The organism is Maritalea sp., assembly GCF_047634455.1.
Taxonomy (GTDB): domain Bacteria; phylum Pseudomonadota; class Alphaproteobacteria; order Rhizobiales; family Devosiaceae; genus Maritalea.
The window spans coordinates 1-25,557 of record NZ_JBLIAI010000041.1 but is presented as its reverse complement, the minus strand read 5'-3'; the positions used below and the strand labels follow the sequence as shown (position 1 = coordinate 25,557).

The 25,557-nt window shown below is 50.4% G+C and carries 22 protein-coding genes; 4 read left to right on the top strand and 18 right to left on the bottom strand.

Annotated elements, in window-relative coordinates:
• Positions 1–46 precede the first annotated feature (46 nt).
• Complete coding sequence (gene fosX / locus ACJAZW_RS10860; RefSeq protein ID WP_415157953.1) at positions 47–448, bottom strand: FosX/FosE/FosI family fosfomycin resistance hydrolase; 402 nt, start codon at positions 446–448, stop codon at positions 47–49.
• 66 nt (positions 449–514) lie between these two features.
• Entirely contained in the window at positions 515–1,735 is a 1,221-nt protein-coding gene (gene ispG / locus ACJAZW_RS10855; protein ID WP_415157950.1) for a flavodoxin-dependent (E)-4-hydroxy-3-methylbut-2-enyl-diphosphate synthase, read from the bottom strand.
• A 151-nt stretch (positions 1,736–1,886) separates the two neighbouring features.
• On the opposite strand from ispG, the gene ACJAZW_RS10850 reads away from it, so the two are divergent.
• The gene (locus ACJAZW_RS10850) at positions 1,887–2,195 is read left to right on the top strand and encodes a YkvA family protein (RefSeq protein WP_415157948.1); all 309 of its coding nucleotides are present in this window, start codon (positions 1,887–1,889) and stop codon (positions 2,193–2,195) included.
• Positions 2,173–2,586, top strand: a complete 414-nt coding sequence (locus ACJAZW_RS10845; protein WP_415157946.1) for a DUF4440 domain-containing protein — start codon at positions 2,173–2,175, stop codon at positions 2,584–2,586. The genes ACJAZW_RS10850 and ACJAZW_RS10845 overlap by 23 nt, the downstream gene beginning before the upstream one ends.
• Before the next feature lie 60 nt (positions 2,587–2,646).
• On the opposite strand, the gene pyc is transcribed toward ACJAZW_RS10845, so the two are convergent.
• The 7 genes from pyc to ACJAZW_RS10810 form a co-directional block, all read right to left on the bottom strand.
• Entirely contained in the window at positions 2,647–6,090 is a 3,444-nt protein-coding gene (pyc, locus tag ACJAZW_RS10840; protein WP_415157944.1) for a pyruvate carboxylase, read from the bottom strand.
• A gap of 72 nt (positions 6,091–6,162) precedes the next feature.
• Positions 6,163–6,582: a TIGR01244 family sulfur transferase gene (locus ACJAZW_RS10835; protein WP_415157942.1), complete on the bottom strand. Its 420-nt coding sequence runs from the start codon at positions 6,580–6,582 to the stop codon at positions 6,163–6,165.
• Between the two features lie 204 nt (positions 6,583–6,786).
• Positions 6,787–7,305 carry an orotate phosphoribosyltransferase gene (pyrE, locus tag ACJAZW_RS10830; protein WP_415157940.1) on the bottom strand — a complete coding sequence of 173 codons (519 nt, stop codon included), beginning with the start codon at positions 7,303–7,305 and terminating at the stop codon, positions 6,787–6,789.
• Between the two features lie 32 nt (positions 7,306–7,337).
• Positions 7,338–8,366, bottom strand: coding sequence for a quaternary amine ABC transporter ATP-binding protein (locus tag ACJAZW_RS10825; RefSeq protein WP_415157938.1), 1,029 nt, complete (start codon positions 8,364–8,366; stop codon positions 7,338–7,340).
• Positions 8,366–9,235 carry an ABC transporter permease gene (locus tag ACJAZW_RS10820; protein WP_415157936.1) on the bottom strand — a complete coding sequence of 290 codons (870 nt, stop codon included), beginning with the start codon at positions 9,233–9,235 and terminating at the stop codon, positions 8,366–8,368. The genes ACJAZW_RS10825 and ACJAZW_RS10820 overlap by 1 nt, the downstream gene beginning before the upstream one ends.
• 78 nt (positions 9,236–9,313) lie before the next feature.
• Positions 9,314–10,327 carry an ABC transporter substrate-binding protein gene (locus ACJAZW_RS10815; RefSeq protein ID WP_415157934.1) on the bottom strand — a complete coding sequence of 338 codons (1,014 nt, stop codon included), beginning with the start codon at positions 10,325–10,327 and terminating at the stop codon, positions 9,314–9,316.
• A 254-nt stretch (positions 10,328–10,581) separates the two neighbouring features.
• Positions 10,582–11,592, bottom strand: a complete 1,011-nt coding sequence (locus ACJAZW_RS10810; RefSeq protein ID WP_415157932.1) for a glycine betaine ABC transporter substrate-binding protein — start codon at positions 11,590–11,592, stop codon at positions 10,582–10,584.
• Positions 11,593–11,902: 310 nt separating this feature from the next.
• On the opposite strand from ACJAZW_RS10810, the gene ACJAZW_RS10805 reads away from it, so the two are divergent.
• Together ACJAZW_RS10805 and ACJAZW_RS10800 are read left to right on the top strand one after the other, a co-directional pair.
• Positions 11,903–13,111: an ABC transporter substrate-binding protein gene (locus tag ACJAZW_RS10805; RefSeq protein WP_415157930.1), complete on the top strand. Its 1,209-nt coding sequence runs from the start codon at positions 11,903–11,905 to the stop codon at positions 13,109–13,111.
• A gap of 86 nt (positions 13,112–13,197) precedes the next feature.
• Positions 13,198–13,791, top strand: coding sequence for a class I SAM-dependent methyltransferase (locus tag ACJAZW_RS10800; RefSeq protein ID WP_415157928.1), 594 nt, complete (start codon positions 13,198–13,200; stop codon positions 13,789–13,791).
• A gap of 71 nt (positions 13,792–13,862) precedes the next feature.
• On the opposite strand, the gene ACJAZW_RS10795 is transcribed toward ACJAZW_RS10800, so the two are convergent.
• From ACJAZW_RS10795 to ACJAZW_RS10755, 9 genes are all read right to left on the bottom strand, one after another.
• Positions 13,863–15,152 (bottom strand): branched-chain amino acid ABC transporter permease, encoded by a 1,290-nt coding sequence (locus tag ACJAZW_RS10795; RefSeq protein WP_415157926.1) that lies wholly within the window; start codon positions 15,150–15,152, stop codon positions 13,863–13,865.
• Positions 15,149–16,144 (bottom strand): branched-chain amino acid ABC transporter permease, encoded by a 996-nt coding sequence (locus ACJAZW_RS10790; RefSeq protein ID WP_415157924.1) that lies wholly within the window; start codon positions 16,142–16,144, stop codon positions 15,149–15,151. Before ACJAZW_RS10790 ends, ACJAZW_RS10795 begins: the two co-directional genes overlap by 4 nt.
• A 15-nt stretch (positions 16,145–16,159) precedes the next feature.
• Positions 16,160–16,864 (bottom strand): ABC transporter ATP-binding protein, encoded by a 705-nt coding sequence (locus ACJAZW_RS10785; RefSeq protein ID WP_415157922.1) that lies wholly within the window; start codon positions 16,862–16,864, stop codon positions 16,160–16,162.
• Complete coding sequence (locus tag ACJAZW_RS10780) at positions 16,861–17,631, bottom strand: ABC transporter ATP-binding protein (protein ID WP_415157920.1); 771 nt, start codon at positions 17,629–17,631, stop codon at positions 16,861–16,863. Before ACJAZW_RS10780 ends, ACJAZW_RS10785 begins: the two co-directional genes overlap by 4 nt.
• Positions 17,632–17,732: 101 nt before the next feature.
• Complete coding sequence (locus ACJAZW_RS10775) at positions 17,733–18,098, bottom strand: methylglyoxal synthase (protein WP_415157918.1); 366 nt, start codon at positions 18,096–18,098, stop codon at positions 17,733–17,735.
• A 152-nt stretch (positions 18,099–18,250) separates the two neighbouring features.
• Entirely contained in the window at positions 18,251–20,041 is a 1,791-nt protein-coding gene (locus tag ACJAZW_RS10770; protein WP_415157916.1) for a methyl-accepting chemotaxis protein, read from the bottom strand.
• A gap of 4 nt (positions 20,042–20,045) precedes the next feature.
• Positions 20,046–20,381 carry a hypothetical protein gene (locus ACJAZW_RS10765; RefSeq protein ID WP_415157914.1) on the bottom strand — a complete coding sequence of 112 codons (336 nt, stop codon included), beginning with the start codon at positions 20,379–20,381 and terminating at the stop codon, positions 20,046–20,048.
• Positions 20,382–20,552: 171 nt separating this feature from the next.
• On the bottom strand, positions 20,553–22,658 hold the full coding sequence (locus tag ACJAZW_RS10760; RefSeq protein ID WP_415157912.1) for a methyl-accepting chemotaxis protein: 2,106 nt from the start codon (positions 22,656–22,658) through the stop codon (positions 20,553–20,555).
• 260 nt (positions 22,659–22,918) lie between these two features.
• Complete coding sequence (locus ACJAZW_RS10755) at positions 22,919–25,444, bottom strand: methyl-accepting chemotaxis protein (RefSeq protein WP_415157910.1); 2,526 nt, start codon at positions 25,442–25,444, stop codon at positions 22,919–22,921.
• Between the last annotated feature and the right edge of the window lie 113 nt (positions 25,445–25,557).

Genomic DNA, 25,557 nt, shown 5'->3' with positions numbered 1-25,557 from the left:
ATGGTGATTCTTTTTGGGTGTTGGCGAAGAAACGAACAGGATCAGCTTAAGATTGGTAGCGCTCTAAACGGTCAGCCAATGTACCTGTGTGAAGCTCAAACAAGTGGTTATCATGGTCATAAAAGTAGATTGACCTTCCTTCACCTTGCACGCGGGGCCGCCCCTCTCGCACGTCAAGTCCAAGCGCTCTCACTGCAATAAGTCGTTCTTCATACTCACGATCCGGAATCTTAAATGCAACATGATTGTAAGTTTGAGAAGGAAGAGGTTCGCCTTTCATCACAGCGATCCAAATGCCGCCAACATCATAAAAACGTTCCTCGGAAAGCGAAAACTGTTGGCCTGCACTGGCATAAATCCTTTGAGCATCAAGCACCTTAATCAAGACTTGTTCCATGCGGTCCAAATCCTTCACAATGAACGTGATGTGGCTTAGTCCCTCAACCAATTTTGCTACCTCAGCGCGTTACTTGGCTCAACTGATTATCAATTGCCTTTTTGATTCTTTGTCGCATTAGCCACCAAAACGGTTCTCAATATAATCAGCCACCATCAGTTTAAACTGATCCGCAATGTCGGCGCCGCGCAAGGTCTTGGCTTTTTCCCCGTCGATGAACACTGGCGCGGCTGGGGTTTCCCCCGTGCCGGGCAATGAAATACCGATATCTGCGTGTTTTGATTCGCCCGGCCCGTTGACGATGCACCCCATCACGGCAACGCTCATGCCTTCGACCCCGGGATATTTTTCCCGCCAGATCGGCATTGAAACGTTCAAATGGTCTTGAATATCTTTGGCCAATTGCTGGAACACGGTGGAGGTGGTGCGCCCACAACCCGGGCATGCGGTCACAACAGGTAAGAACTGACGGAAACCCATGGTTTGCAATAATTGCTGAGCCACTTCGACTTCCAAACAACGATCACCATCTGGCTCTGGGGTTAAGGAAATCCGGATCGTATCGCCAATGCCTTGCTGCAACAAAATGCCCAGCGCAGCCGAGGAGGCAACGATGCCTTTGGCACCCATGCCCGCTTCGGTCAGACCCAAATGCAACGCATAATCGCAGCGCGCTGCAAGGTCTGCATAAACATCGATCAGGTGCTGCACGTTTGACACTTTGGTGGACAGTATAATTTTATCCCGCCCCATGCCCAAGCTTTCCGCCCGTTCTGCCGACATGATTGCCGATTGAATTATCGCTTCGCGTTGCACCCGCGCTGCGCTCCAAGGAGAGCCATTGTTGGCGTTTTCATTCATCAATTTGGTCAGCAACTCTTGATCCAGCGAACCCCAGTTGACGCCAATCCGCACCGGTTTGTCATATTGGTTCGCGATCTCGATCATTTGCGAAAATTGCGTGTCGCGCTTGGCCTTAAAGCCCACATTGCCCGGATTAATCCGATATTTCGCCAATGCTTCAGCACAGGCTGGATGATTTGCCAAAAGCGTATGCCCGATATAGTGGAAATCCCCCACCAAGGGCACATCAATACCGCGCAACATCAACCGATCGCGAATGTGCGGCACGGCGGCAGCGGCCTCGTCGCGATCAACGGTAATGCGGACAATTTCAGAACCAGCTTGCGCCAATTCAGCCACTTGCTGAACTGTCTTTTCAATGTCTGCGGTGTCGGTGTTGGTCATGGATTGCACAACAATCGGCGCGTCGCCGCCCACCAGCACATTGCCAACCATCACCCCAACAGATTTTCTGCGCTCAATCAGACCGGGCATAATCTCTCCTTGATTGCTCAAAGCATATAAGCCCAATATGGCATCCACGCAACCAAAGGTCGGCGGACTTGAAAATGGGTCCATTTGACCTATCTTTAGATAAGGCATTGTCTAATTCGATAGGCTTTGTCGTATGAGAAGGGAGCACCATATGATCATGACAAGGCTAATTCGGTTTAGGCGCGAAGTCACAACCCTTTGGCATGCATTTTGGCATCCATTGACCCCAACCTATTTAAAAGTGCTCACAGTGCTGACCGTTATTTATGTGATCAGCCCTTTGGACCTTATCACCGATATTATTCCCGTTATTGGCTGGGTGGATGATGTGGTCATTGTCTCATTCGCCGTCTCTTGGATTGTGTCGCGCCTACCGCGCATCAGCACGACAAATCGACAATCCACAAATGCCTCACAAGCGCCACAGCAAAAAACTATTGAACACCAAAGGCGAAAATAGCGGTGTCGGATTGATCGCAAACAAAGACAAAGACTTACGTCGTGAGCTCGAACAATGTGAAACAAAAGTTTGGGACGCGCTTGTCGCAGGGGACATGGATGCCGACGCCGCAGCTCTGCATGAAGATTTTCTTGGGGTCTATTCCAGCGGCTTTTCGCCCAAAGCCGATCATGTAAACCAGCTTAAAGATGGCCCCACGGTCAAATCGTATAATCTTTTCGAGTTACGTGCGCGACCATTGGGCAACGGCCATGCGCTTCTGTCCTACCGAGCAGAATTCACCCGTGCCCAATGCGATGTGAGCGAAACCATGTATGTCAGCTCAATCTGGCAACATACTGCCAAGGGTTGGATCAATATTTTCAGCCAAGACACGCCAGCCAAAGAATAATTTGCACAAAAAAACCGCCCCCAGTTGGAGGCGGTTGCTAATATTTGAATGCAGAAATTTTTAACCTTCAAACCGCACCAACAAGTCTTTCGCATCGATCTGGTTGCCGTGCTTCACATGCACTTCAGCAACGACGCCGTCCACTTCCGCATGAATGGCGGTTTCCATTTTCATCGCTTCAATCGACAACAACACATCGCCTGCCGTCACTTCTTGGCCCGGTTTAACGGCCAAGGTTGAAACAACCCCCGGCATTGGCGCGCCCACATGCAAGGGGTTGCCCAGTTCCGCTTTTGGCCGCACCACAATTTCGCTCGCCATCGCGCGGTCCGGCACAGACACCGAGCGCGGTTGGCCGTTCAGTTCAAAGAACACCCGCACCATGCCTTTTTCGTTTGGCTTGGATTGGCCAACCAATTGCAGCACAAGGGTTTTGCCCTTCGCCAAATCAATCAGGGCTTCGTCGCCAGCCTCAAGCCCATAAAAATAGATCGGCGTTGGCAAAACCGATGTTGGCCCGTAAATGTCCTGCGCGGACATAAAGTCGGTGAAGACTTTTGGGTACATCAAATATGATGCAAGGTCGAAATCATTAATTTTGTGGCCCGTTAGTTCTTCAACTTCTGTGCGCTTGGCTTCTAAATCAACCGGTTCCAAATAAGCACCGGGGCGCTTATCCATCGGCTTTTTGCCTTTGAGCACTTTGTCTTGCAATGCCTTGGGGAAACCACCCGGAGGCTGGCCCAAATCGCCAGCAAAGAAGCCAACAACTGATTCTGGGAACGAGACTTCGCGGTTCGGATCTTCTACATCCGCCCGGTTGAGGCCGGAAGACACCATGGACAAAGCCATGTCGCCCACAACTTTCGAGGATGGCGTTACCTTGACGATATCACCAAACATTTGGTTCACATCAGCATAGGTTTGCGCCACGTCGTGCCAACGAGATTCCAAACCCAAAGAGCGCGCTTGCTCTTTTAGGTTGGTGAATTGCCCGCCTGGCATTTCGTGCAAATAAACTTCTGATGCGCCAGAACGCAGATCGCTTTCAAACGCCCGATATTGGGTGCGCACAGCTTCCCAATAAAATGAGATTTCGCGAATGGTTTTCGCTTCAAACCCCGGGTCACGCTCTGTGCCGCGCAAGGCTGCTGCAAGCGAGCCCAAACAGGGCTGCGACGTGGTGCCAGAAAACGCGTCCATTGCTGCATCAACCGCATCAACACCTGCATCGACCGCCGCCAAAACAGTTGCGGCCGCAACGCCCGATGTATCGTGGGTGTGGAAGTGGATCGGCATGCCAATCTCTTCCTTGAGCGTTGAAATCAACTTCTTGGCTGCGGCTGGTTTAAGCAACCCGGCCATATCTTTAAGGCCCAGCACATGCGCGCCCGCCGCTTCAAGCTCTTTGGCAAGCTTCACATAATATTTCAGGTCATATTTGGCCCGGTCCGGGTCCAACATGTCGCCTGTGTAACAAATTACGCCTTCGCAGACTTTGTTGGCTTCGATCACCGCGTCCATGGAGACGCGCATGTTTTCGACCCAGTTCAAACAATCAAACACGCGGAAAATATCAATGCCACCCTTTGCCGCTTGGGCAACAAAGAACTTGACCACATTGTCCGCATAGTTGGTGTATCCAACCCCGTTTGAACCACGCAACAGCATTTGCGTGAGAATGTTCGGCGCTTCGTCGCGAATGATCGACAAACGTTCCCATGGGTCTTCGGTCAAGAACCGCATAGATACGTCAAACGTTGCCCCACCCCAGCATTCCAGCGAGAACAGGTTCGGCATGCCGTGCGCATAAGCGCTGGCGATCTTGGTGATGTCGTTGGTCCGCATCCGCGTCGCCAACAGGCTTTGGTGGCCGTCCCGCATCGTCGTATCGGTGAAGAGCACTTGTTTTTGTGCTTTCATCCACTTGGCAAGACCATTTGGACCGTCGCGTTCCAAAATCTGGCGCGACCCTTCAAGCACGGTCAAAGGCTCAAAACTTGGCACTTTTGGCGCTGCCGCTTCTGCTGGTGGTTTTGGCCGATTTTTCACCTCTGGGTGACCATTTACCGTAACGTCAGCGACGTAGGTCAAAAGCTTGGTGGCTGTGTCCCGGCGTTTTGGGAAGTTAAACAATTCTGGCGTATTGTCGATGAAACGTGTGGTGTAGCTATTGTCCAAGAATTTTGGATGGGTGATGATATTCTCAAGGAAATTGAGGTTTGTCGTCACCCCGCGAATGCGGAACTCGCGCAACGCCCGGTCCATGCGCGCGATCGCTTCTTTGGGCGTTTGCGCCCAGCAGGTCACTTTTTCCAGCAACGGATCATAATAGCGGGTGATCACAGCACCTGAATAGGCGGTACCACCATCCAAACGCACCCCAAAACCAGTCGCGCCGCGATAGGCGGTAATGCGGCCATAGTCTGGGATAAAATTTTCTTCCGGATCTTCTGTCGTCACCCGGCATTGCAACGCATGGCCATTCAAGCGGATGTTCTTTTGCGTCGGGATGCCGCTATCTTTATCGCCAATGGTGGCGCCTTCCGCGATGCGGATTTGCGCTTTAACGATATCGATGCCAGTGACTTCTTCGGTGACCGTGTGCTCTACTTGAATACGCGGGTTCACTTCGATGAAGTAGAACGCATCGCTATCCGCATCCATCAAAAACTCAACGGTGCCTGCACCGCGATAACCAGTGGAATTTCCAAGCTTAAGCGCAGCGCTGGTCAGCGCTTCACGTATTTCGTCGCTCAGATAAGGCGCAGGTGCACGCTCAACAACCTTTTGGTTGCGCCGCTGTACGGAACAATCGCGCTCAAACAGATGAACCAGATTACCGTGACTATCGCCGATCAATTGCACTTCCACATGGCGGGCGCGTTCAACCAGCTTTTCGAAATACATCTCATCTTTACCGAACGCCGCTTTTGCCTCGCGCTTGGCTTCTTCAACTTCACCGCGCACCGCTTTTTCATCGCGAATGGTGCGCATGCCGCGTCCACCACCACCCCAGCTGGCTTTAAGCATCAGCGGATAGCCAACCTGTTCGGCCAAGCGCACAATCTCATCCATATCGTCTGGCAATGGATCGGTCGCAGGAACAACCGGCACTCCGGCTTTCTCGGCGATATTGCGGGCGGCTACTTTGTTGCCCAGCGCCCGCATGGTCTCAGCTTTTGGCCCAATAAAAAGAATCCCCGCATCTTCGCAGGCGTCCACAAATTCAGGGCTTTCGGAAAGTAAACCGTAGCCGGGGTGAATAGCATCCGCCCCAGATTGTTTGGCGATCCGGATATATTCATCTATCTGCAAATAGGCTTCAACAGGGCCCAAACCTTGGCCGATCAAATAGGCCTCGTCCGCCTTAAATCGATGCAACGCCAATTTGTCTTCTTCGGCAAAAACCGCAACGGTTTTAATGCCCATTTCATTGGCCGCGCGAAACACACGAATGGCAATTTCACTACGATTGGCGACGAGGATTTTTTTGATCTTCATGGACGAGGTCGATCCTATAATTGGTGACTTTATGTCAGATTTGAACGTGGGGGGACACGTCAAACCACCAGATTAATCAGCTTGTTGAACCAAGTGGTTCGACAAGTGCGAAATGTCATATCCAGCATTTGCCGCTGCATCGATGATTTCTTGCGCGTCTTGCTTGCCCGCTTGGCTCAACGCCCAAAGCGTTGTTGAACGGGTGCCGGAGCGACAATAGGCCAGAACAGGCCCATCGCCAGCAAAAGCGGCTTGGGTTTGCGCGATCATTTCAGGTGAAACACCTTCGCGCCCCATGGGAATTTCAATAAAGGTCAACCCTTCAGCCTCCACAGCCGCTTTAAGCTCTGCCGAGGTAGGCTGGTCCGGCGCTTCGCCGTCTGGACGATTATTGATGATGGTTTTAAATCCAGCCTGTTTGATAGCAGCAACATCCTTAACAAGGATTTGCGGGCTGACACTCACACGATCATTGATCTTTTTAAGTTCCATCAAAGGTCTCCTAAATTCAGGTGCGCTCAGGTGCTACCCGGGTTATAGGCGGCAGATTTGGCGTTTAGCAAGCGCTTGGCACACCAAAAACAATTGACGAGGAGAAATAAAGCTACATTTTAGTCTAACCTGCGCAAAAGCCGCATTTTCGGATGGTTTTTGCACAAAATTTAGGCAGACTTATCCCAAAGGATAAGATGAAAACTATGCAAGTATCCCCAAGTCCACCGGGGCGATAAGCGCGATCAATTCCAGTTTGGCTTGCGCCAAGGCCGCAACAGCTTCGTGAGCCCGTGCGATAACCAACACAACGCCAACAATTTGCGCACCCGCCGCCTCGAGCTCAACTTTTGAGATCAGTATCTGCCCACCTGTGGTGGTGACGTCTTCGACAATCAATACGCGTTTACCGGCGATATCTGGCCCTTCATATATTCGCTCGGTGCCATAGGTTTTGGCCATTTTACGCACAAACACACAAGGCTTGTTCGTCTCCAATGACAGGGCTGTGGCCACAGGAATGCCACCCATTTCCAAACCGGCAAGCAGATCAAACTCCACGTCAATCATAGCGGCCAGCTCAGCCGCAATATCGCGCAGCAAATGCGGACGTCCTTCAAACTGATATTTATCAAAATAGGTGTTCACCACTTGCCCGGAGCGCGTGGTGAACTCACCTGTCAACTTGCACACGTCGATAATCCGACGTTGAAGATCCGTCACAGCTCACCTCCCCAACTCAATATTGGAAAAATCTACACCGCCGAACTATGTCGCGCCAGCGCCTTGATGACCCGTTTTGCCGTGATGCGTCCAATTTGGTCACCACCCTCAGCGTTCACGCCAACCCAATCATGTTCGGCAAACAATGGCAGCACATCTTCACAACACGCTCCCGCATCCACCGCCACTTCACATTGCTCAAAGTCGCCTTGCTCCATGATGGTGTGCACATGGATGGCGCGCGCGCGATTCACATCGGCCACAAACTTTTCCACATGCGCATTGGCGGGGTTCAGCACAATGTCCTCAGGTCGACCTGATTGGATCACCGCCCCGTCTTGCAGCACCGTCACTTGTTCGCCAATTTTGAGCGCTTCGTCAAAATCGTGCGTGATAAACAGGATGGTTTTGTTAAGGGTTTTTTGTAACACCAGCAATTCGTCCTGCATGCCAGAACGGATCAACGGATCAAGCGCAGAGAACGCCTCATCCATCAACAAAATATCCACATCCATCGCCAACGCACGGGCCAAGCCTACACGCTGTTGTTGGCCACCTGAGAGTTGATGCGGACGCGATTGCTCGTATCCCTCAAGGCCAACTGTAGCAATCCACTCTTCCGCGGTTTTTAAGCGAGCCTGTTTTTCTACACCCCGAATTTCTAACCCATAAGCCACATTGTCGATAACGGAGCGATGCGGCATCAAACCGAATTTTTGAAAAACCATAGCGATTTTCGTGCGCCGGAACGTGCGTAAGTCGTCCAAGCTCATCTCCAACACGTTGTCGCCATCAACAAAAATTTCACCGGCCGTCGGGTCAATCAAACGATTAACATGTCGGATCAATGTGGATTTTCCCGATCCGGACAGCCCCATAACAACATGAAGTTGCCCCGTCTTCACTTTCAAATCCACATCGTTCAAGCCGATCACATGCCCCGTTTCAGCTTGCAACTCGTCTTTGGAACGGCCCTGTTTGAGTTGGGCCAAAACTTCTTCCGGATGCGGGCCAAAAATCTTGGTAACACCGCGCATTTCAATTTTGAATTCATTCGTCATTAGCGACCTCCGGACAAGCCGATTTGCTGTTGCAGTTGCTTACCATAAGCCTGTGTAATGCGGTCAAAGATGATGGCCAGCACCACAATGCCCAGCCCAGCAAAAATGCCACGACTAACTTCCAAACGCCCAATACCCTGCAGCACTTGATAACCAAGTCCCCCAGCGCCAATCATCGACGCGATCACCACCATCGCCAATGCCATCATGGTTGTTTGGTTCACACCCGCCAAAATGGTTGGCAACGCCAATGGAATTTGAACACCAAATAGGCGTTGTGAAGGTGAAGCACCAAAGGCGTGCGCCGCTTCCAGCACGTTCGCTTCCACTTGCCGTATGCCCAAATCTGTCAACCGCACCAACGGCGGCGCCGCATAAATGATGGTCGCTATAAGCGCAGGAATTTTACCCGGTCCAAAAATCATCACTGTGGGAATGAGATAAACAAAACTGGGCATCGTCTGCATGAGATCCAAAATCGGTGTAACAATTTTGCGCACAATCTGAGAGCGCGCCATCACAATACCCAAAGGAATAGAAAAGATAATCGCCGTTACTGTCGCTGAAATCATCAGCGCCATCGTCTTCACGCTATCTTCCCAAAGCTCCATCATGCCCATAAACACAAGTCCAACAATGACGAAGGTCGGCAATGCGGGTTTGCGCGTCGCACCATACGCCAATCCGGCAAGCGCCAGAATAGTAAACCACCATGGCAGCGCCAGAAGCCAGTCTTCAATCGTATTCAGCATCACCAGTAACGGATAGGCAGCGGCTTCAAATCCGTCACCCCAATTGCGCACAATCCACGTCAGGCCATCGTCAAGCCAAATCCGTAATGGACGCGTATTAAAAAACTCAGGAAACATCCCCTAAACCCCTCATGCAAAATGGCTGGGCGGTCACGCCACCCAGCCATCTTCAGTTAGCTAAATCCAACCACCCACTTAAAGGGCAGCTTTTACTTTTTCTGCAACATCGGCTGGAACCCAAGTGGTCCAGACTTCCTCTTCTGTCTTTAGGAAGTTCTCAGCTGTTTCAGCTGCACCAGCCTTATTTTCCGCACCCCAGTCCAACATTGTTGAAATCTGAACATTGTTCAGAGCAACGTTGGAGAGATAGTCAAATACAATCGGCGCTTCTTCAGCCAACCAAGAAGCTGTGGCAACCACAACAGGCGGTGTTGCGAAAGCACTTTTGCCCTTTGGCGTACAGTTTGCATCAACGTTACATGACCAGATTTCCGGATTATGCTCAGGCATTTCCAACTGAACCATTGGATATTTGCCCATAATGGCGGTTGGTCCCCAATAGTAGAATACAATCGGCTGCTCACGCTCAAATGCACGAATGATCGACGCATCTAGGTTACCACCAGAACCAGGTGAGAATAGGTTGTAGCTATCTTCAAGCTCATATGCTTCAAACAGCGCCGCATTGGCAATTTCACAGCCCCAGCCTGGAGGGCACGAATAAAAACGACCCTTTTCTGGCTCGTCAGGATCTGCGAAAAGCTCTGCATATTTTGGCAGATCATCAACCGACTTCAAGCCCGGATTGGCAGCGGCCACATAGTCTGGAATCCACCAGCCTTCAACAGCACCATCAGAAATCGCCACACCAGCAGCTTTCACGGCACCATCAGCTAAACCTTTGTCCCAAGCTTCTTGGATCGTTCCCGTCCACAATTCCGGCGCGATCGCTGGCCGACCTTTAGACAACATCGAGGCAGACGTTGGCACAGTATCGCCGATCACAATCTCTACGTTACACCCGTAACCTTTTTCCAAAATAATGGCATGTACTTGCGCCAGTGCCGCTGCAGACGGCCAATTCATTTCGGCAATGTCAATTTGCTTATCAGTGCCGCAAGATGATGCAGCCAGTGCCGCTGGTGCAAAAGCAGTTACTGCCGCCAAAAGCGCTGTTCCTGCCAGAATGTTCGATATTTTTATAGCCAAGCGTCTTCTCCAAATAGTTCTCACGAATATGGAGAGCATAGGCATGCAACAGTTAGGCGTCAAACTATTATGGAAAACAAATTTTTGCGAACAAAGCAAGAAAACGTTCAATGATGATAAATACTGTTTAACTCAAATATACTCGATGTATTACATGTTTATCGAAAGATCAAATTTTGTTTGTTATAAGAACTCCGCGACGTCCACTTATATAGATTCAAACTTATGTTGATTACTTATAATAGACTTTAAACTTACTTCTGAACAACAGGCAGCCAAGCCTGCCAGATTTGTGGATAATTCACAATAAAGTAGGTAGCGACCTGTTCTGCTGTCAGCCCGCTTTCCACCTGCACGGACAGTAATTCATCCATCGCATCAAGCGGCATTTGCGCTTTGCGCGCATAAGGCAACAGTTCCGGCGCGTCACCGCGCACCCAGTCTGCCACGGCGATGACCACTTGTTCATCGGCAAATCCAGTTGTCTGCAAGTCCTTGCACTCCACATTCGCCAAACATGCAAAAGCTGTGCTGGAATAGGCACCCATTTCAATGCGGACCAGTTTAAGATCATAAACAAAGGCATTGGGTTGCCAATAATAGAACATGATTGGCTTGTTCTTTGAAATGGCTTCCCCGATAAGGCGGTCCATCTCCAACCGATCAGTCGGCACGACGATATTGAAAGCCGACCACAAACCGAATGCCTTCAACATGTTTTCATTAAGGACAGAGCACGCCCAATTGGTAGGGCAGGTAATAAAATCTGGCTTTTGATCAAGCTGATAAAGCTCACGCATATTTTTCAAATTGGTGACTTGGCGCAATGCAGGAAAATCTGCCGCAACGCGCGGCGGCACATACCAGCCCTCAAATATTGCTTGATCAAATGTATTACCTGCAGCAAAGCCCGCCCGCTCTTGAACCACCTGATTCCATTTGCTTGCAACGCGCGTCACCCACATTTCAGGGATGAGTGTTGGGGTTTGCGCCGTTTTCAAAGTTGTGGCGGCACTCTCAATATCAAACTGCGCCACGCTTGTTGAGCAATTCAGATTTTGTTCAACAATCTGCGCATGTATTTCGGCCAAAATCGAAGCCGAGGGCCATTGCAGATCAGCAATGACGATTTGCTTACCGTCACACCCGGCTGCCAACGCGTCATTTTGCGCCGCGGCACCGCCGACCATCGTCACACCAACCATCACGATCCCAAGCAGCACGGGCCATAGGCCGCCCAATTTCCACTTTTTCATTTGGCTCATTGCCCTTTCAGTTCAGCTTCTTGGTCGAAATGCACCAACTCAATTGTCAGGCAATCTGTGCTAACCGGATGATATGTCGTTTATTTTGTTGCCATCGGCCTCATACATCGCGAACTTAACCAATTAACGCATTTTAGATCGGCATGTTCAGCAAAATTCGATCAAAATAGGTGACTCTTTTCTCAAAATGTTTATTGTTAACGCCAAGCGAAGGAAGAAAACGACCTCGCGCGCATCCAAATTCACCAGTACTTGCTGGTACGAAATTTGGGGCAAAAAAACAAGAAGATGAAATAGTCAGAGGGAAATTATGCGTCATCTTAAAACAGTACTCACAGCCGCAGTTGCAGCAACCGCACTAGGCGTTGCATCACCTGCTATGGCTCAAGGCGTAAATATCGGCATTTTGTTCGGTTTTACAGGCCCACTTGAAACTTTGTCGCCTCCAATGGGTGAAGCAGCAAAGCTTGCGCTTCAGCACGTTAACGAGCAGGGTGGCATTCTTGGCGGCGAAGCAACATACACAATCGGCGATTCTACTTGTGCCGATGCAACCGCCGCCGCAAACTCGGCTGACCGCTTGATCAACACAGATGGTGTAGACGCTATCGTTGGTGCAATGTGTTCAGGCGCAACAATTTCTGCAGCCAATACTGCAGCAATTCCAGCTGGCGTTGTGATGGTATCACCATCAGCATCATCGCCAGCCGTAACCACTGTGGACGACAATGATCTATTGTTCCGCGCTGGTCCATCAGACAGCTACCAAGGTGAAGTCGTTGCCCGTTTGTTGCTTGCTAAAGGCATCAACGACATCGCAATCACATACGTAAACAATGACTACGGCAAAGGCTTTGCCGATTCATTGGCTGCAGCTTATTCAGCTAGCGGTGGTAAAGTTGCAATCAACGAAGCACATGAAGAAGGCAAATCAGACTATCGTGCTGAATTGGGTTCTTTGGCGGCGAGTGGTTCAACAAACCTAGTTGTGTTGGCTTATGCTTCAGGCTCAGGTCAGACTCTTTTGCGTCAAGCAATTGAAGCCGGCGATTTCGAAATCTACTTCGGTGGTGACGGCATGATCGCTGACGCGTTGCTTACAGGCATCGACGCTGCTTCAGTTGAAGGCATGATCGGTACACGTCAAGGCCGTGCAGACAGCGCTGGTACTGGCGTATATGCTGATCTAGCAACAGCTGCGGGCCTCGATCCAATTGCTGCGTTTGGTGCACAATCTTATGATTCTGCATTCATGCTCGCGTTGGCGTTTGAAAAGCACGGTTCAACTGACCGCGAAGGCTTGAACAAAGCCCTACGTGAAGTTGCAACTGCACCGGGTGAAGTTATTCTTCCTGGTGAGTGGGCAAAAGCGAAAGCTTTGATCGCTGAAGGCAAAGACATCAACTACGAAGGTGGTGGCGGCAGCCATGAATTCGACGCAGCTGGTGACGTTTCTGGCGCAATCGTTGAAATGGTTGTTCAAGGCGGCACATGGGTTGAACTCGGCCAAGCAATGTAAGCTTTGCTTTTTCAGCTAAGTAAATTGAGGCCCGGTGCACCGCATCGGGCCTTTTTTATGTCGAACAGTTACGATAGCCTGCCCCCATGTCATATGATCCAAAAACCTACCAATTCTATGCTGCAAACGCCGCCGAATATGCGGTAAAACGCACGAAGCCATCCACAACATTAAGCGCCTTTTTGGAAAAGCTACCAGATAGAGGCCGCATACTGGAACTGGGTTGCGGCGCAGGGCTGGAAGCGCAGCACATGCATAGCCAGGGCTTTGACGTCACGGCCACTGAAGGCAATCCCGAACTCGCCAAATTTGCTGTTCAACGGCTGGGTGAACGTGCAAAAATCATGCGGTTTGACGAACTTTCGGACAACAGGCTATATGACGGCATATGGGCAAATATGTGCTTGCTGCATGCGCCTTGGGACCAACTTGATCCGATCATTGCCTCGATAAATCACGCGCTCAAGGATAATGGGCTTTTGATGGCCAGCTTTAAAAGTGGGGACGGGGCTGGCCGGGACAAATTGGACCGCTACTACAACTTGCCTACGCCGCAAATGCTACAAGCAAAATTTGAAACCAATGCCAAATGGCACAGCCTAGATTTAACATCGGGTAAAGGCGGCATTGGGCATGATGGCACACCATATGATGTTTTGTGGGTTAGCGCGAAACGCTAAAACCAGCTTAACCCCAAACAAAACGCCGCCCAAATGGGCGACGTTTAGAAGTTCAACAATGGGCTTATCAACTATCTTTCTGTAGTACGCACCCGTTCAGGGATGATGCCTTGTGGCGCAAATCGAAGCGCAAACGTGATCACCATACCAAGCACAAATACCCGCATTTGCAATGCTCGAGATTCGATATCCGGGATCGCACCTATGCCAACACCGTCAGACATATCGCTGATAAAGCTAAACAAAATCACCGAAGCTGGTTCAGAAATCGTCCATACGATATAGATGAAAATTCCACCAAATAACGCACCATAATTGTTACCCGCCCCGCCAACAATAATCATCACCCACACAATGAATGTATGGTTGATTGGCTGGTAGCCACTTGGATCAAGGATTTGAACATATGAGGTGAGGATAGCGCCACCGATCCCCATCAGGATCGCACCCAGCACGAAAATTTCCAATTCGCGTTTGGTCACGTTTTTACCAATTGCACCAGCTGCCACATGGTTGTCGCGGATCGCCCGCATCATCCGACCCCACGGCCCTTCATAAGCCCGTTGCAAGAAGAAGAATATCACACCGATGAACAACACAGTGATGGCCAAAAACCCAGAACGGGCCAACAAAATTGCCGTGTCCGGATTAGTAATACCCGACGCGGTCACATCGGCAGGCAAGGGCGAAGGCCAAGGTATCGGTGACACTGTCAATGTGCCCCGGGTCAGCCAATCCATATTTTTGATCAGGGCGCGGATGATCTCAGAAACACCAATCGTTGCGATGGCCAAATAGTCCGTGCGCAACCCAAGACAGATTTTGCCAATGATGTATGCAACAATCCCGGCCATAATGCCGCCAAATATCCAACCAAAGATCGCTGGCAAACCAAGCCCACCAACAAAGTCGGCCTCAGCTTCAATCAATCGCGCAGCTGGATCAATTTGCGAACGGTAAACCACGTAGGCAACAGCCCAAGCAATCACCAGCAAAAACCCGCGCAGCTTACTGTATTTGCCCTTTTTCGGGATGCGCGTGACGCCCCAAATCAACGCCCCACCAGCGATAGCCGCCAACAAAGCTTTGAACAGCATGAAGGGACCGTCAGAGGACCAAAATGCGTCATTGAGCGGATAAGAGATAAACGTTGTTGACGCCCCCCCGACCATCAAAAAGCCCATAACACCGAAGTTAAACAGCCCCGCATAGCCCCACTGCACGTTCAGCCCAAGGGCAATCAACGCATAGGCGGAAGCGGTGACCAACAATTGAATGGTTGTTGGGACTTTAAGCCATGTGGCCAGCGCCAAAATGAGGACGCCAAGACCGGCAAACAAAATTGCATCGCGACGGATCATGATGACGCTCCTTTGAAAATACCTTGAGGCCGAACCAACAACACCACAACCAAAATGATAAAGGCAACGGTGAGTTTATATTCAGTTGGCACCAGTGAAAGATCATTTGGGAACCAATCGGGCAGATTGTCAAACCCGCGGAACATGATCGACCAGTTAAACACCGACATGGTTTCAGCAAAACCGATCAAAAAGCCGCCAGCAATTGCCCCGTAGGAATGGCCAAGACCACCAACAACCGCAGCCGCAAAGATTGGCAACACGATGTTAAACGCCAGATCGGGTTTTAAGATAACGTCGAGCGCCAACATTGTTCCCGCCATCGCCGCTAAACTTCCCGCAATAATCCAAGTTGCCCGTACAACGCTGGCGGTGTTAATGCCAGAAACCTGTGCAAGACTTGGATTGTCCGCCATTGCCCGCATACCTTTACCAATTCGCGAACGGGTCAAGAAGAAATGCAGAATGAGGACCGTTATCACCGTGGTCACAATCACCAGAATTTGCGGCTCTGAAATATTAATTGAGCGTTTGATGCCCTCGATCGGAATTTTGAAGCGAAACAGGTCTTTGGTTTCGTTTTCAAAGAAACTGCGTGTGGCCGTCCCCGCAAACAAACGGATCAACCCCTGCAACATCAAGGTGACACCGATTGAGGCGATCAGCAATGTTACGGTTTTCACCCCCTTGGCCCGCAAAGGTTCATAAAATCCCTTGTCAATGCCAAGTGATATACCTGCTGTAATCGCCATGGCAAATGGCAACACGACAAAGCCCGTAGGCAAGGGCGTTTGAATACCCAATGACTGGAATACACCCACCAGCATAAACGAAATAAAAGCGCCCATGGTCATCAGGTCACCATGCGCGAAATGCGCAAACCGCAAGATACCAAAGATCAGGGTAACCCCGACGGCGCCCAGCGCATAGACCGATCCAAGCGTTGCGCCTGAAATGATCACTTTGTTAAAAAAGAAAATAAATTCATTCATAGCGTTAGATCCCCTCTAACCACCAAGGAAGCTTTGAGCGACTTCTGGGTCGTCCAATAGCTGCCGTCCGGTCCCTGTGAACCGGTTTTTACCACCTGCCAACACAAAGCCTTTTGAGGCGAATTCCAGTGCTTGACGTGCATTTTGCTCAACCATCAATATGCCCACCCCGGACTTATTGACGTTCACTACTGTTTCAAAGATTTCCATCATATAGCGTGGACTTAACCCCGCGGATGGCTCATCAAGCAACAGTAATTTTGGCTGGCTCATCAATGCCCGGCCCATGGCCACCATTTGGCGTTGACCGCCTGATAGCTCACCAGCTTTTTGCCTGCGTTTGTCTTTGAGCGGTGGAAACATTTCATAGACATAATCCAGCGTGTCGCTGAAATCATCCTGACGAATATAGGCGCCCATCTCCAAGTTCTCATTCACCGACATTTCGGTGAACACATTAAACTCTTGGGGCACAAAACTAAGGCCTAACGGCACCAGTTTATCGGGCAGCTGGTTCGCCACCTCGTGCCCATCAAGGGTAATGGACCCGCCAGTGACTTCGAGCAATCCAAAAATCGCTTTCAATGTGGTTGATTTTCCTGCCCCGTTTGGGCCGACAATCACGCCAATATCCTCGCGTTCAATCGACATGTTGACGCCATTAAGAATAGGCGCGCCGCCATACCCACCATGGACGTCTTTGACGTCTAATAAACTCATGACGCAACCTCCACGGCAGTACCGAAATAGGCTTCAACAATTTCAGGATTGTTGCGAATATCTTCCATCGGCCCCTCAGCGATTTTGGTACCCTGGGCCATCACAATTACCGGATCACACAATTCAGCGATCAAGTCCATATCGTGCTCAATCACAAAGAAAGTATAGCCCAACTCCTTGTTCATGCGCTGAATATTGCTGGCCAAATCCTTAAGCAAGGTCTTGTTCACACCCGCGGCCACCTCATCCAAAAGCACCGCTTTGGCATCAGTCATCATGGTTCGCCCGAGCTCCAAAAGCTTTTTTTGACCGCCAGACAGGTTGCCTGCAAGCTCGTTTTTCACGTGACCCAGATGCAAGAAATCAACAACATCAAGTGCCATTTTGCGCACTTCATGGTCAAAGTCTGCAACATGCTTGATATTGAACCAAGACTGGAACAGGCTCTCGCCTGGCTGCTCAGACGCAGCAACCATCAAGTTTTCAAGCGTTGTCATTGCTGAAAACTCATGCGCAATTTGAAACGTGCGCAGCATACCCTTTGCATGCAATTCATGCGGTTTAAGCGCCGTCACATCTTCGCCATCAAAGATGACTTGCCCCTCGTCCGGCGACAAAGTGCCCGCCACAATATTGAAAAGAGTTGTCTTGCCCGCGCCATTTGGCCCGATCAAGCCCGTTATCGAGCCCTTTTCCACTTGCAACGAACAGTCTGAAACGGCCTTCAGTCCTCCAAAACTCTTGGAGACCCCCCGTACCTCAATCATATTCCCGTTTTTCACCCCGTAATTTCCCCTCTTGTCGGAGTTTATTATCTTACAAACTGCCCTAAAACCGACCCGCTGGTCAATCAATACGCCCCTAGTCTTTAGAACAATTCAAGCACTGCATTTGCTGTTGAGCGATTGCAGGCAAATGGCACGTCATAAATCGTTGCCAAACGAATGAGTGCCTTAACATCAACATCGTGCGGCATAGCCGCTAGGCCATCAATAAAAAAGATCAAGCCGTCAAGCCGTCTCTCAGCAATCATTGCCCCTAGTTGCGCGTCTCCCCCCAACGGACCACTTTCAAGCCGAGTTAAGTCAAGGCCAGTATGTTCGATGATTTTTTTGCCTGTGGTGCCGGTTGAATAAAGATCAAGCGTCGACAGTTTTTCACTATGCTTCTTGCACCATTCGGCCAATAGCTTTTTCTTTTCGTCATGGGCGACGAGCCCAAGTGATTTTTTCACTTACATGCCCAAACCAGCTTAAAGCCAGCCTGCTCCTCAACACTGCACTACCCTATGTTGATATAGCAAACCGAAGCAGGTTTCCACCTCGTCAAAGTTAAAAAATGCTGAATTATGTTGCAACCGGTGGCCCAGAATTCCCAGCAGAATTCCTACCAGTCTTCATCACCAGATTTAAGGGCCATATTGCCTTGCACCATTGGCACATTTGCCGTTTTGGGCGCGATGGTTTGCATTTGAGTATGCACAAGGGGTTGTGACCATCTGGCACCAGAGGTGCGGCCATCAATACGAAACTGTTCAACAATTTGATCAAGCTCGGTGGCCTGCGCCTCCGTTTTATCAATCGAGGCATTGGTTTGTTGAACCAAAGCCGCATTATGCTGCGTCATCTGATCCATTTCACGGATGGAATGCGAAATATCATTAATTGAGACCGCTTGTTCTTGGCTCTCACGGGCAATGTCATCCATCAATGCCGTCACCCCGCGCACCGATTCCACAATCCCATCCAGGTTTTGCGATGCTTGCGAGACAAGTTTGGTGCCCCCATCGACTTCCGTCGCGGATTGTTCAATCAGCACCTTCACCTCGGACGAAGCCTGTGCCGCAGATTGGGCGAGCCGCCGAACCTCAACCGCCACTACCGCAAAGCCTTTGCCCGCTTCCCCGGCGCGTGCTGCTTCCACAGAGGCGTTTAACGCCAATAGGTTTGTTTGAAAGGCAATATCGTCGATCAAACCAATAATGTCCGAAATCTTGTTCGATGAGGCCGTAATCCGCTGCATCGCCTTATTGGCTTCTGCCATCACCTGGCCACCACGCTCGGCAACCGAGCGCGCCTCGGTGATCGAACCCTGCGCCTTTTTGGCGCGTTCTGTATTATCACGCACTGTTTCTGCCAGTTGCTCTGTTGTTGCCGACGTTTCTTCAATCGAAGCCGCCTGCCGGGTCGTACGTTCGGAAAGGTCATTTGCACCAGAAAGGATTTCGCTAGTAGCCTGCTTTAGGGCGCGCGAGGTATCTCCGATTTGCGACACACAAATTGTGAACCGCTCAGCAACTGTGTTTGTGCTGTCCTTCAATTCTTTAAATGAACCCTCGTAATCGCCTTGCATACGAACCGTCAGATCATAACTCGCCAGCGCAGAAAGCACTTCGCCTGTGTCAGCAATCCCACGTTCAACGGTTTCCACCAATTCATTTACCGCATCGGCAAGCATGTTAATCTCGTCGTCCGGAAAATTGGTCTCGATCCGGCGTGTAAAATCGCCCGCCGATGCGGCCAAAACCACACAGCCAAACGCTTCACGTAAATCGCTGACCATTTTTTCACGCATTTCTGTTGCTGCGGTCTGCGCTTCCTCGCGCTCTTGTGACATTTCACGCGTCCGCGTCGTTTCTCGTTCGGCCAGTTCCGAATTCTCCTGCGCAGAGGTGAGGAATTTTCGCGTATTGGTCATCATCCAAACCAGCGCGACCGTTTCACCACCCAATATGATGCCGTGTAACATCACACGCTGCAGCGATCCTCCGCCGTAAAAAACCAAATCCTCAAACGCCATGCCCAGAAATAAATGGTGCACCACGACCAGCAGCGCGCCCAAAACAATTGGCCGATAATCATAAAACAGCGCGCCAAACGCTAGCGCTGAGTAAAACGCCATATGCATATCGCTTTGGAAAGGGTGACCTTTTGCGGCAATTAGCAAAGCCATCACTTGCCCCATCAACACCGCCACCGCCGTAAATCGAAAGGCCGCCCCATTGCGCTGAAGAATAAAAGTGGCTGTCAGGGTCACAAATCCAGCAACCGCTAAGAGCGAGCCAATCGCGAACCCACCTTGCAAATAATATTCAACACCGCAAACAGCAACAGCAAGGATAAAACTCAGGACCATGGCATATTTTGTTGCGGCAACCCTTAATTGGTCGATAGACATATAATTATTCCTTAAGCAATAGAGGGCGTAAAACCGGACCACAAATGCCCGTTGCCGCAACAAAAAATAGAGCGCCACTTTCGCTAAGTCGCTGCTTTGTTTGGTCAGAACTTAACCGAATGACAAAAACGCTAGGCAGTTTGGACGGGGAAATGAACTGAGCACCAGATCGTACGATTGATTGCACAATAACGTTGCTGTCCATCCATGGTGGATAAACAACCGCCATTTCGCCGTAATCCGGTGCCCCCATATAACCCGCAACGCCCAAAATGGCGGCGACACCGCTAAATCCAAGGGCCGGAATTAAGTCTTTTAACTGCAATCGACCTTCGCTCATTTGCGTGTGTCGTCCCAATAGCTTTGAATTATGGTTAATAGGGTATAACGAGGGGAGTTAACTTGCAGTTAGCGGATCAATACACCCAAATGCAAAACGGCCAGGATTTCTCCCGGCCGTTTAAAACAAAGTTGATATTTTGGGATGTTCGCTCGCCCTAGGGTCTGGACCCTAAAACTCTTTCCACTCGCTATCAGGTTGCTTGACCGCGGCATTGCCGTGGCTGAGATAAGCACTGGCGGCTTGTTTTTGTAAGCCGCGCGCATCTTGTCGTTGGGGTTCAGCTTGTTGCTGTGCGGCTTGGCGCTGTGGCGCGTAGTCTTGATGTTGTTCCTCGCGCGCATCAATCCGGAACTGTTCCACCACCCGATCAAGTTCGGAGGCTTGGCTTTCGGTTTGATCAATCGCTGCGTTGGTTTCTTCCACCAAAGCCGCATTGTGCTGGGTCATTTCATCCATTTCGCGGATTGAGTGCGAGATGTCATTGATCGATGTGGCTTGCTCTTGGCTTTCGCGCGCAATCTCATCCATTAATGCGGTCACCCCACGAACCGATTCAACAATGCCATCCAAGTTCTCGGACGCTTGCGATACCAGCTTGGTGCCGCCATCAACTTCAGCGCCAGACTGCTCAATCAGCACTTTCACCTCAGACGAAGCCTGTGCCGCAGATTGTGCCAACCGGCGCACTTCAACCGCCACAACCGCAAACCCTTTACCCGCTTCACCGGCCCGCGCCGCTTCCACAGAGGCGTTCAATGCCAACAAATTGGTTTGGAACGCAATATCGTCAATCATCCCGATAATGTCTGAGATTTTGTTGGACGACGCGGTAATGCGTAACATCGCCGCATTGGCTTCCGACATCACCTGCCCACCCCGTTCAGCAACCTGACTGGCTTCACCAGCCGAGACCTGTGCTCGCTTCGCCCGCTCGGTATTGTCACGCACCGTTTCGGCCAATTGCTCGGTTGCAGCCGATGTTTCTTCAATCGACGCCGCTTGCCGGGTGGTGCGTTCAGACAGATCGTTGGCACCCGATAAGATCTCACCAGTAGCCGTCTTAAGTGCCCGCGATGTATTGCGCAGGCTTGAGATCACCTCGGTGAGTTTATCCCCCACCCGGTTGGTATCGTTCTTGAGCTGCAAGAATGAGCCTTGATAATCGCCTTCCATGCGCATCGTTAAGTCCGTATTGGCCATTGCCGCCAACACCACCCCGGTTTCGGTGACCCCCCGATCAACCGTTGCCACCAATTCGTTCACCCCATGGGCCAAACGGTTTAGCTCTTCATCCGGGAACTCAGCTTCGACCCGACGGGTAAAGTCGCCAGCAACCGCTGCATCCACCACCTCACCAAAGGCGCGCTGCAAATCTTGCATCATGTCCGCGCGTTCAACCATGCGCTGTTTGGAGGCCATCTTCTCTTCTTCGGTCATCTCGTTCACCCGCAGACCATTGGCCCGGAAAACTTCAACCGCACGCGCCATCTCACCAAGTTCATTGGTTTTTTCAGTGTAAGGCACCTCATAATCATAGTCGCCGTTTGCAATTTCTGTCATCGCTTCGGAAATCCGCGGAATGGGCCGCATCATCACCCGTGAGACCACGAATGCTGCAATCGCCATAACACCCAGAACTGCAAGCGACACCACAACAATAAGTTGCAATGTCGCCATCACCTGACCCTCAAAGTCAGCGATTGGTGCACCCACAAAAACAGCACCAATGACATTGGCCTTTTTATCTTGAATGGGCTGATAGACCGCAAAGTACATAGTGCCGCGGATCATGGCCCGACCGGCAAACTGTTCATTTAGGATCAGTTTTTCATATGCGGGGTTGGTCGCATCTAAAACATATTCTTTATCGCGCACGCCTTCTTCAATCTCGACCGTTGTGGTGAACTGTTCAAACCCCTCAACTTCAGGATTAAAAGCCATAAGTGAAACGGGCCCGCGTGTTACCGCCGCAATCGATTCTACCATGTCATCTGTACGCAACTTTGGCATGCGGAAGGTGGTGATTGTTTTCACCTCACCGTTCTCATCGCGCCCCATGTCGGAACCGGGCATTTGCGTTTCAAGAATGGCAATCGTCGTGCGCATGTTCGCCAGCTGCGAATTGCGCGCCTGTTCCATCACATTCGAGGATATTTGGAAATAGATCGCTGTGGCCACCGCACCAATCGACAGCGCGATGCTCACCACAACGAACAATGCGATAGACGTTGTTAGCTTTGGTTGGCCAATTCGAAATCGTAGTTTGTTTTGCATATCATGTTGTGCTGTAACGCTACACGCTCGCGTGACGGGCACATCCCTCGTAGCTACTCTTTGACATGAGTGTATGCGAGGTTAGTAAATTCAACTTTAATGAACTAAGTAATTGGGGATTAACAATAATTGACAAATACGAGCAAGAATCGCTGTAAAATCGTGTAAAAAATGGCCACAAAGTTTGACTCAAACACAAAAAAACGGCGCCCAGATTGTGAACGCCGTTTTTGGAATATAAATATTGCGTTCAGCGCAATTTAGAACTCTTTCCAATCCGCTTCCGTGGCAATTGCTGCGTTGCCTTGGCTTCGATAGGAACTGGCAGCGGATTTCGCACGCTCTTGTATTTCTCTTATACCGTTTTCTGGCGGAAGTTCTTTTGGAACCTCATTATTTGCCCCAACTGGCAAACGGCGTTGTCCGCCGTCTCGGGTCACAAACACATCAACAATCCGATCCAGTTCCAAAGCCTGGCTTTCGGTTTGCTCAATCGCTGCATTGGTTTCTTCAACCAACGCCGCATTGTGCTGTGTTGTTTCGTCCATTTCACGCACAGCAGTATTGATCTGTTCAATAGAAGAGGCCTGCGACTTGCTCTTATCCGCAATTGACACCATCAGTTCATTGTTGGCGCGCGCGGCGTCAAGCATAATCCCCAAATTCTCAGAGGCTTGCGCCACAAGCTTTGTGCCACCACCAACTTCAGTCACAGATTGTTCGATCAGCACTTTTACATCCGATGATGCCGTCGCGGCGGATTGTGCCAACCGGCGCACTTCAACCGCCACAACCGCAAACCCTTTACCAGCTTCCCCGGCGCGTGCCGCTTCAACTGAAGCGTTCAGGGCAAGCAAATTGGTTTGAAAAGCAATATCATCAATCATCCCGATAATATTAGAGATCTTGTTTGAACTATCTGTGATCCGCTCCATAGCCTCATTGGCCCGGCGCATAACGTCGCCACCTTCTTCAGCAGTGGTGCGCACTTTGTCCGCAATATCACTGGCGCTTTCTGCTTCTTTGGCATTTTGCAGTACGGTATCGGCCAATTGCTCCATCGCAGCGGACGTTTCTTCAATCGTCGCCGCCTGACGGGTTGTGCGTTCAGACAAATCATTTGCGCCAGCTAAAATCTCGCTGGTTGCATTTTTGAGTGCTGTTGATGTCGTGCGCAACTGCCCAACAACATCGGTTAAACGATCCGCAACACGGTTGGTATCATTTTTAAGCTGCAAGAATGCGCCTTCAAAATTACCTTCCATGCGTTTGGTCAGGTCAGTATTGGCCAGCGCGGCAAGCACTTCGCCGGTTTCTTTAATGCCACGATCAACCGTATCGATCAGCGAATTGACACTACGCGAAAGCTTGACCATCTCATCATCTGCAATGTCTTCACTCACCCGCTGTGAAAAATCTCCAGCGGCGGCGGCACCCACAACAATACCAAAGCTTTGTTGCAGCTCTTCCATCATCTCAGCCCGTTCCGCAATGGCTTTCTGCCGCGCGGCTTCTTCAACACCCAATTCAGCAACTCGAACCGCGTTTTCGCGGAACACCTCAACGGCCCGCGCCATTGAACCAAGCTCGTCTGAACGATCAATGCCGTCAACCGTAACATCTAACTCATTCTCAGCCAGAGAGCGCATGGTCTCGGTAATGCCTGACATTGGGCGTGTGATGGTGCGGGAAAATACCCAACCAATCGCGCCAACAATAACCAGCAATATGCTGCCAATCGCCAACATCGTTAAGCGCATCGTATCCACACTGGCCAGCGCTTCGGACTTTTCTTGAACAGCGAGCACAGCCCATGTGGTCCCTTTGAATTCCATGGGTGCGGCCGCAAACAGCATGGATGCATCACGATATTGGGAGAACTCTCCATCAACCGTATTGCCGTTCATAACCGCTTCAATTTCTTTGGCCTCAAATTTGGTTTGCAAAATATCATTATCTTCGCTGAAGGTTGAATCATTGCGCATCAATTGATCTTGGCCAACCGCCAACGTTTCTCCAGTTGCCCCCAAACCGGTTTTTGCCCCCATGATGGCATTGATGCGGTCAATTGGCATCTGGAAAACCAAAACACCTACACGTTTCTTGCCGTCAAAAATTGGGGTGGAAATGAAACTCGCTGGCGCGTCATAGCTTGGTTTGTACGGCTTAAAGTCGAGAAAATAACTTTCGCCTTTGTTCAGGGCGAGCCCAGCCCTAAAGGCATTCCCTAGATCAGTATCAGCCCACTCGCCGCCGCCCGTTTTGAAGTTGGTTGCATAATCAAGTTCCTTGAACACAGTGTAAACAAGGTCACCCTGATCATCGAACAAGAAGATGTCGTAATAGCCGCGTAGATTTAGCTGTTCCCGAAAAACCGCATGGTATTGAGCATGGGTTTTGTCATATTGTGTACCGCCAGGTGCTGCGTCTAGCAAATGCTTTGACCCCAATTCATTGGGGTTGTCATTTATGTACGCGTCCTGCAACGTTTTTGATGGATTGCCGCCCAGTGTATCCCATGCCCCATCAAATGCCTTCAAAGCATCAAGTGTGAACGGACTGTTTGCGGTTAACACCAAGTCCGTCTCGATGTCTTCCAGATAGGCTTTCATTTCTTGCGCGCGCCCATCCGCAAGCGTTTCCAGCTTTTGAGTTTCCGTTTTTGTAATGACCGATGAACCGATCATAACCCCAGAAATACCCAAGCCCAATCCAACCGCGACGACGCTGCTAATGACCAAAGCCGGCAATTTATGTGCAATTTTTAATCGAGATAGAACACTCATCTCTCTTCACCTTTTCGACGACGCGCGAATCCCCCTACGCGTACCCTATGAATGCAAGATGCCAGCCAACAAAAACCACATGGTCAACGTTTGGTATTGGCAATCTACTAAGT

Bases quoted from the DNA above. Each gene is read 5' to 3' on its own strand.
- ispG (WP_415157950.1), bottom strand. From the start codon at position 1,735: ATGCCCGGTCTGATTGAGCGCAGAAAATCTGTTGGGGTGATGGTTGGC.
- ACJAZW_RS10850 (WP_415157948.1), top strand. From the start codon at position 1,887: ATGATCATGACAAGGCTAATTCGGTTTAGGCGCGAAGTCACAACCCTT.
- pyc (WP_415157944.1), bottom strand. From the start codon at position 6,090: ATGAAGATCAAAAAAATCCTCGTCGCCAATCGTAGTGAAATTGCCATT.
- ACJAZW_RS10835 (WP_415157942.1), bottom strand. From the start codon at position 6,582: ATGGAACTTAAAAAGATCAATGATCGTGTGAGTGTCAGCCCGCAAATC.
- ACJAZW_RS10825 (WP_415157938.1), bottom strand. From the start codon at position 8,366: ATGACGAATGAATTCAAAATTGAAATGCGCGGTGTTACCAAGATTTTT.
- ACJAZW_RS10820 (WP_415157936.1), bottom strand. From the start codon at position 9,235: ATGTTTCCTGAGTTTTTTAATACGCGTCCATTACGGATTTGGCTTGAC.
- ACJAZW_RS10810 (WP_415157932.1), bottom strand. From the start codon at position 11,592: ATGAGCCAAATGAAAAAGTGGAAATTGGGCGGCCTATGGCCCGTGCTG.
- ACJAZW_RS10805 (WP_415157930.1), top strand. From the start codon at position 11,903: ATGCGTCATCTTAAAACAGTACTCACAGCCGCAGTTGCAGCAACCGCA.
- ACJAZW_RS10800 (WP_415157928.1), top strand. From the start codon at position 13,198: ATGTCATATGATCCAAAAACCTACCAATTCTATGCTGCAAACGCCGCC.
- ACJAZW_RS10795 (WP_415157926.1), bottom strand. From the start codon at position 15,152: ATGATCCGTCGCGATGCAATTTTGTTTGCCGGTCTTGGCGTCCTCATT.
- ACJAZW_RS10790 (WP_415157924.1), bottom strand. From the start codon at position 16,144: ATGAATGAATTTATTTTCTTTTTTAACAAAGTGATCATTTCAGGCGCA.
- ACJAZW_RS10785 (WP_415157922.1), bottom strand. From the start codon at position 16,864: ATGAGTTTATTAGACGTCAAAGACGTCCATGGTGGGTATGGCGGCGCG.
- ACJAZW_RS10780 (WP_415157920.1), bottom strand. From the start codon at position 17,631: ATGATTGAGGTACGGGGGGTCTCCAAGAGTTTTGGAGGACTGAAGGCC.
- ACJAZW_RS10770 (WP_415157916.1), bottom strand. From the start codon at position 20,041: ATGTCTATCGACCAATTAAGGGTTGCCGCAACAAAATATGCCATGGTC.
- ACJAZW_RS10765 (WP_415157914.1), bottom strand. From the start codon at position 20,381: ATGAGCGAAGGTCGATTGCAGTTAAAAGACTTAATTCCGGCCCTTGGA.
- ACJAZW_RS10760 (WP_415157912.1), bottom strand. From the start codon at position 22,658: ATGCAAAACAAACTACGATTTCGAATTGGCCAACCAAAGCTAACAACG.
- ACJAZW_RS10755 (WP_415157910.1), bottom strand. From the start codon at position 25,444: ATGAGTGTTCTATCTCGATTAAAAATTGCACATAAATTGCCGGCTTTG.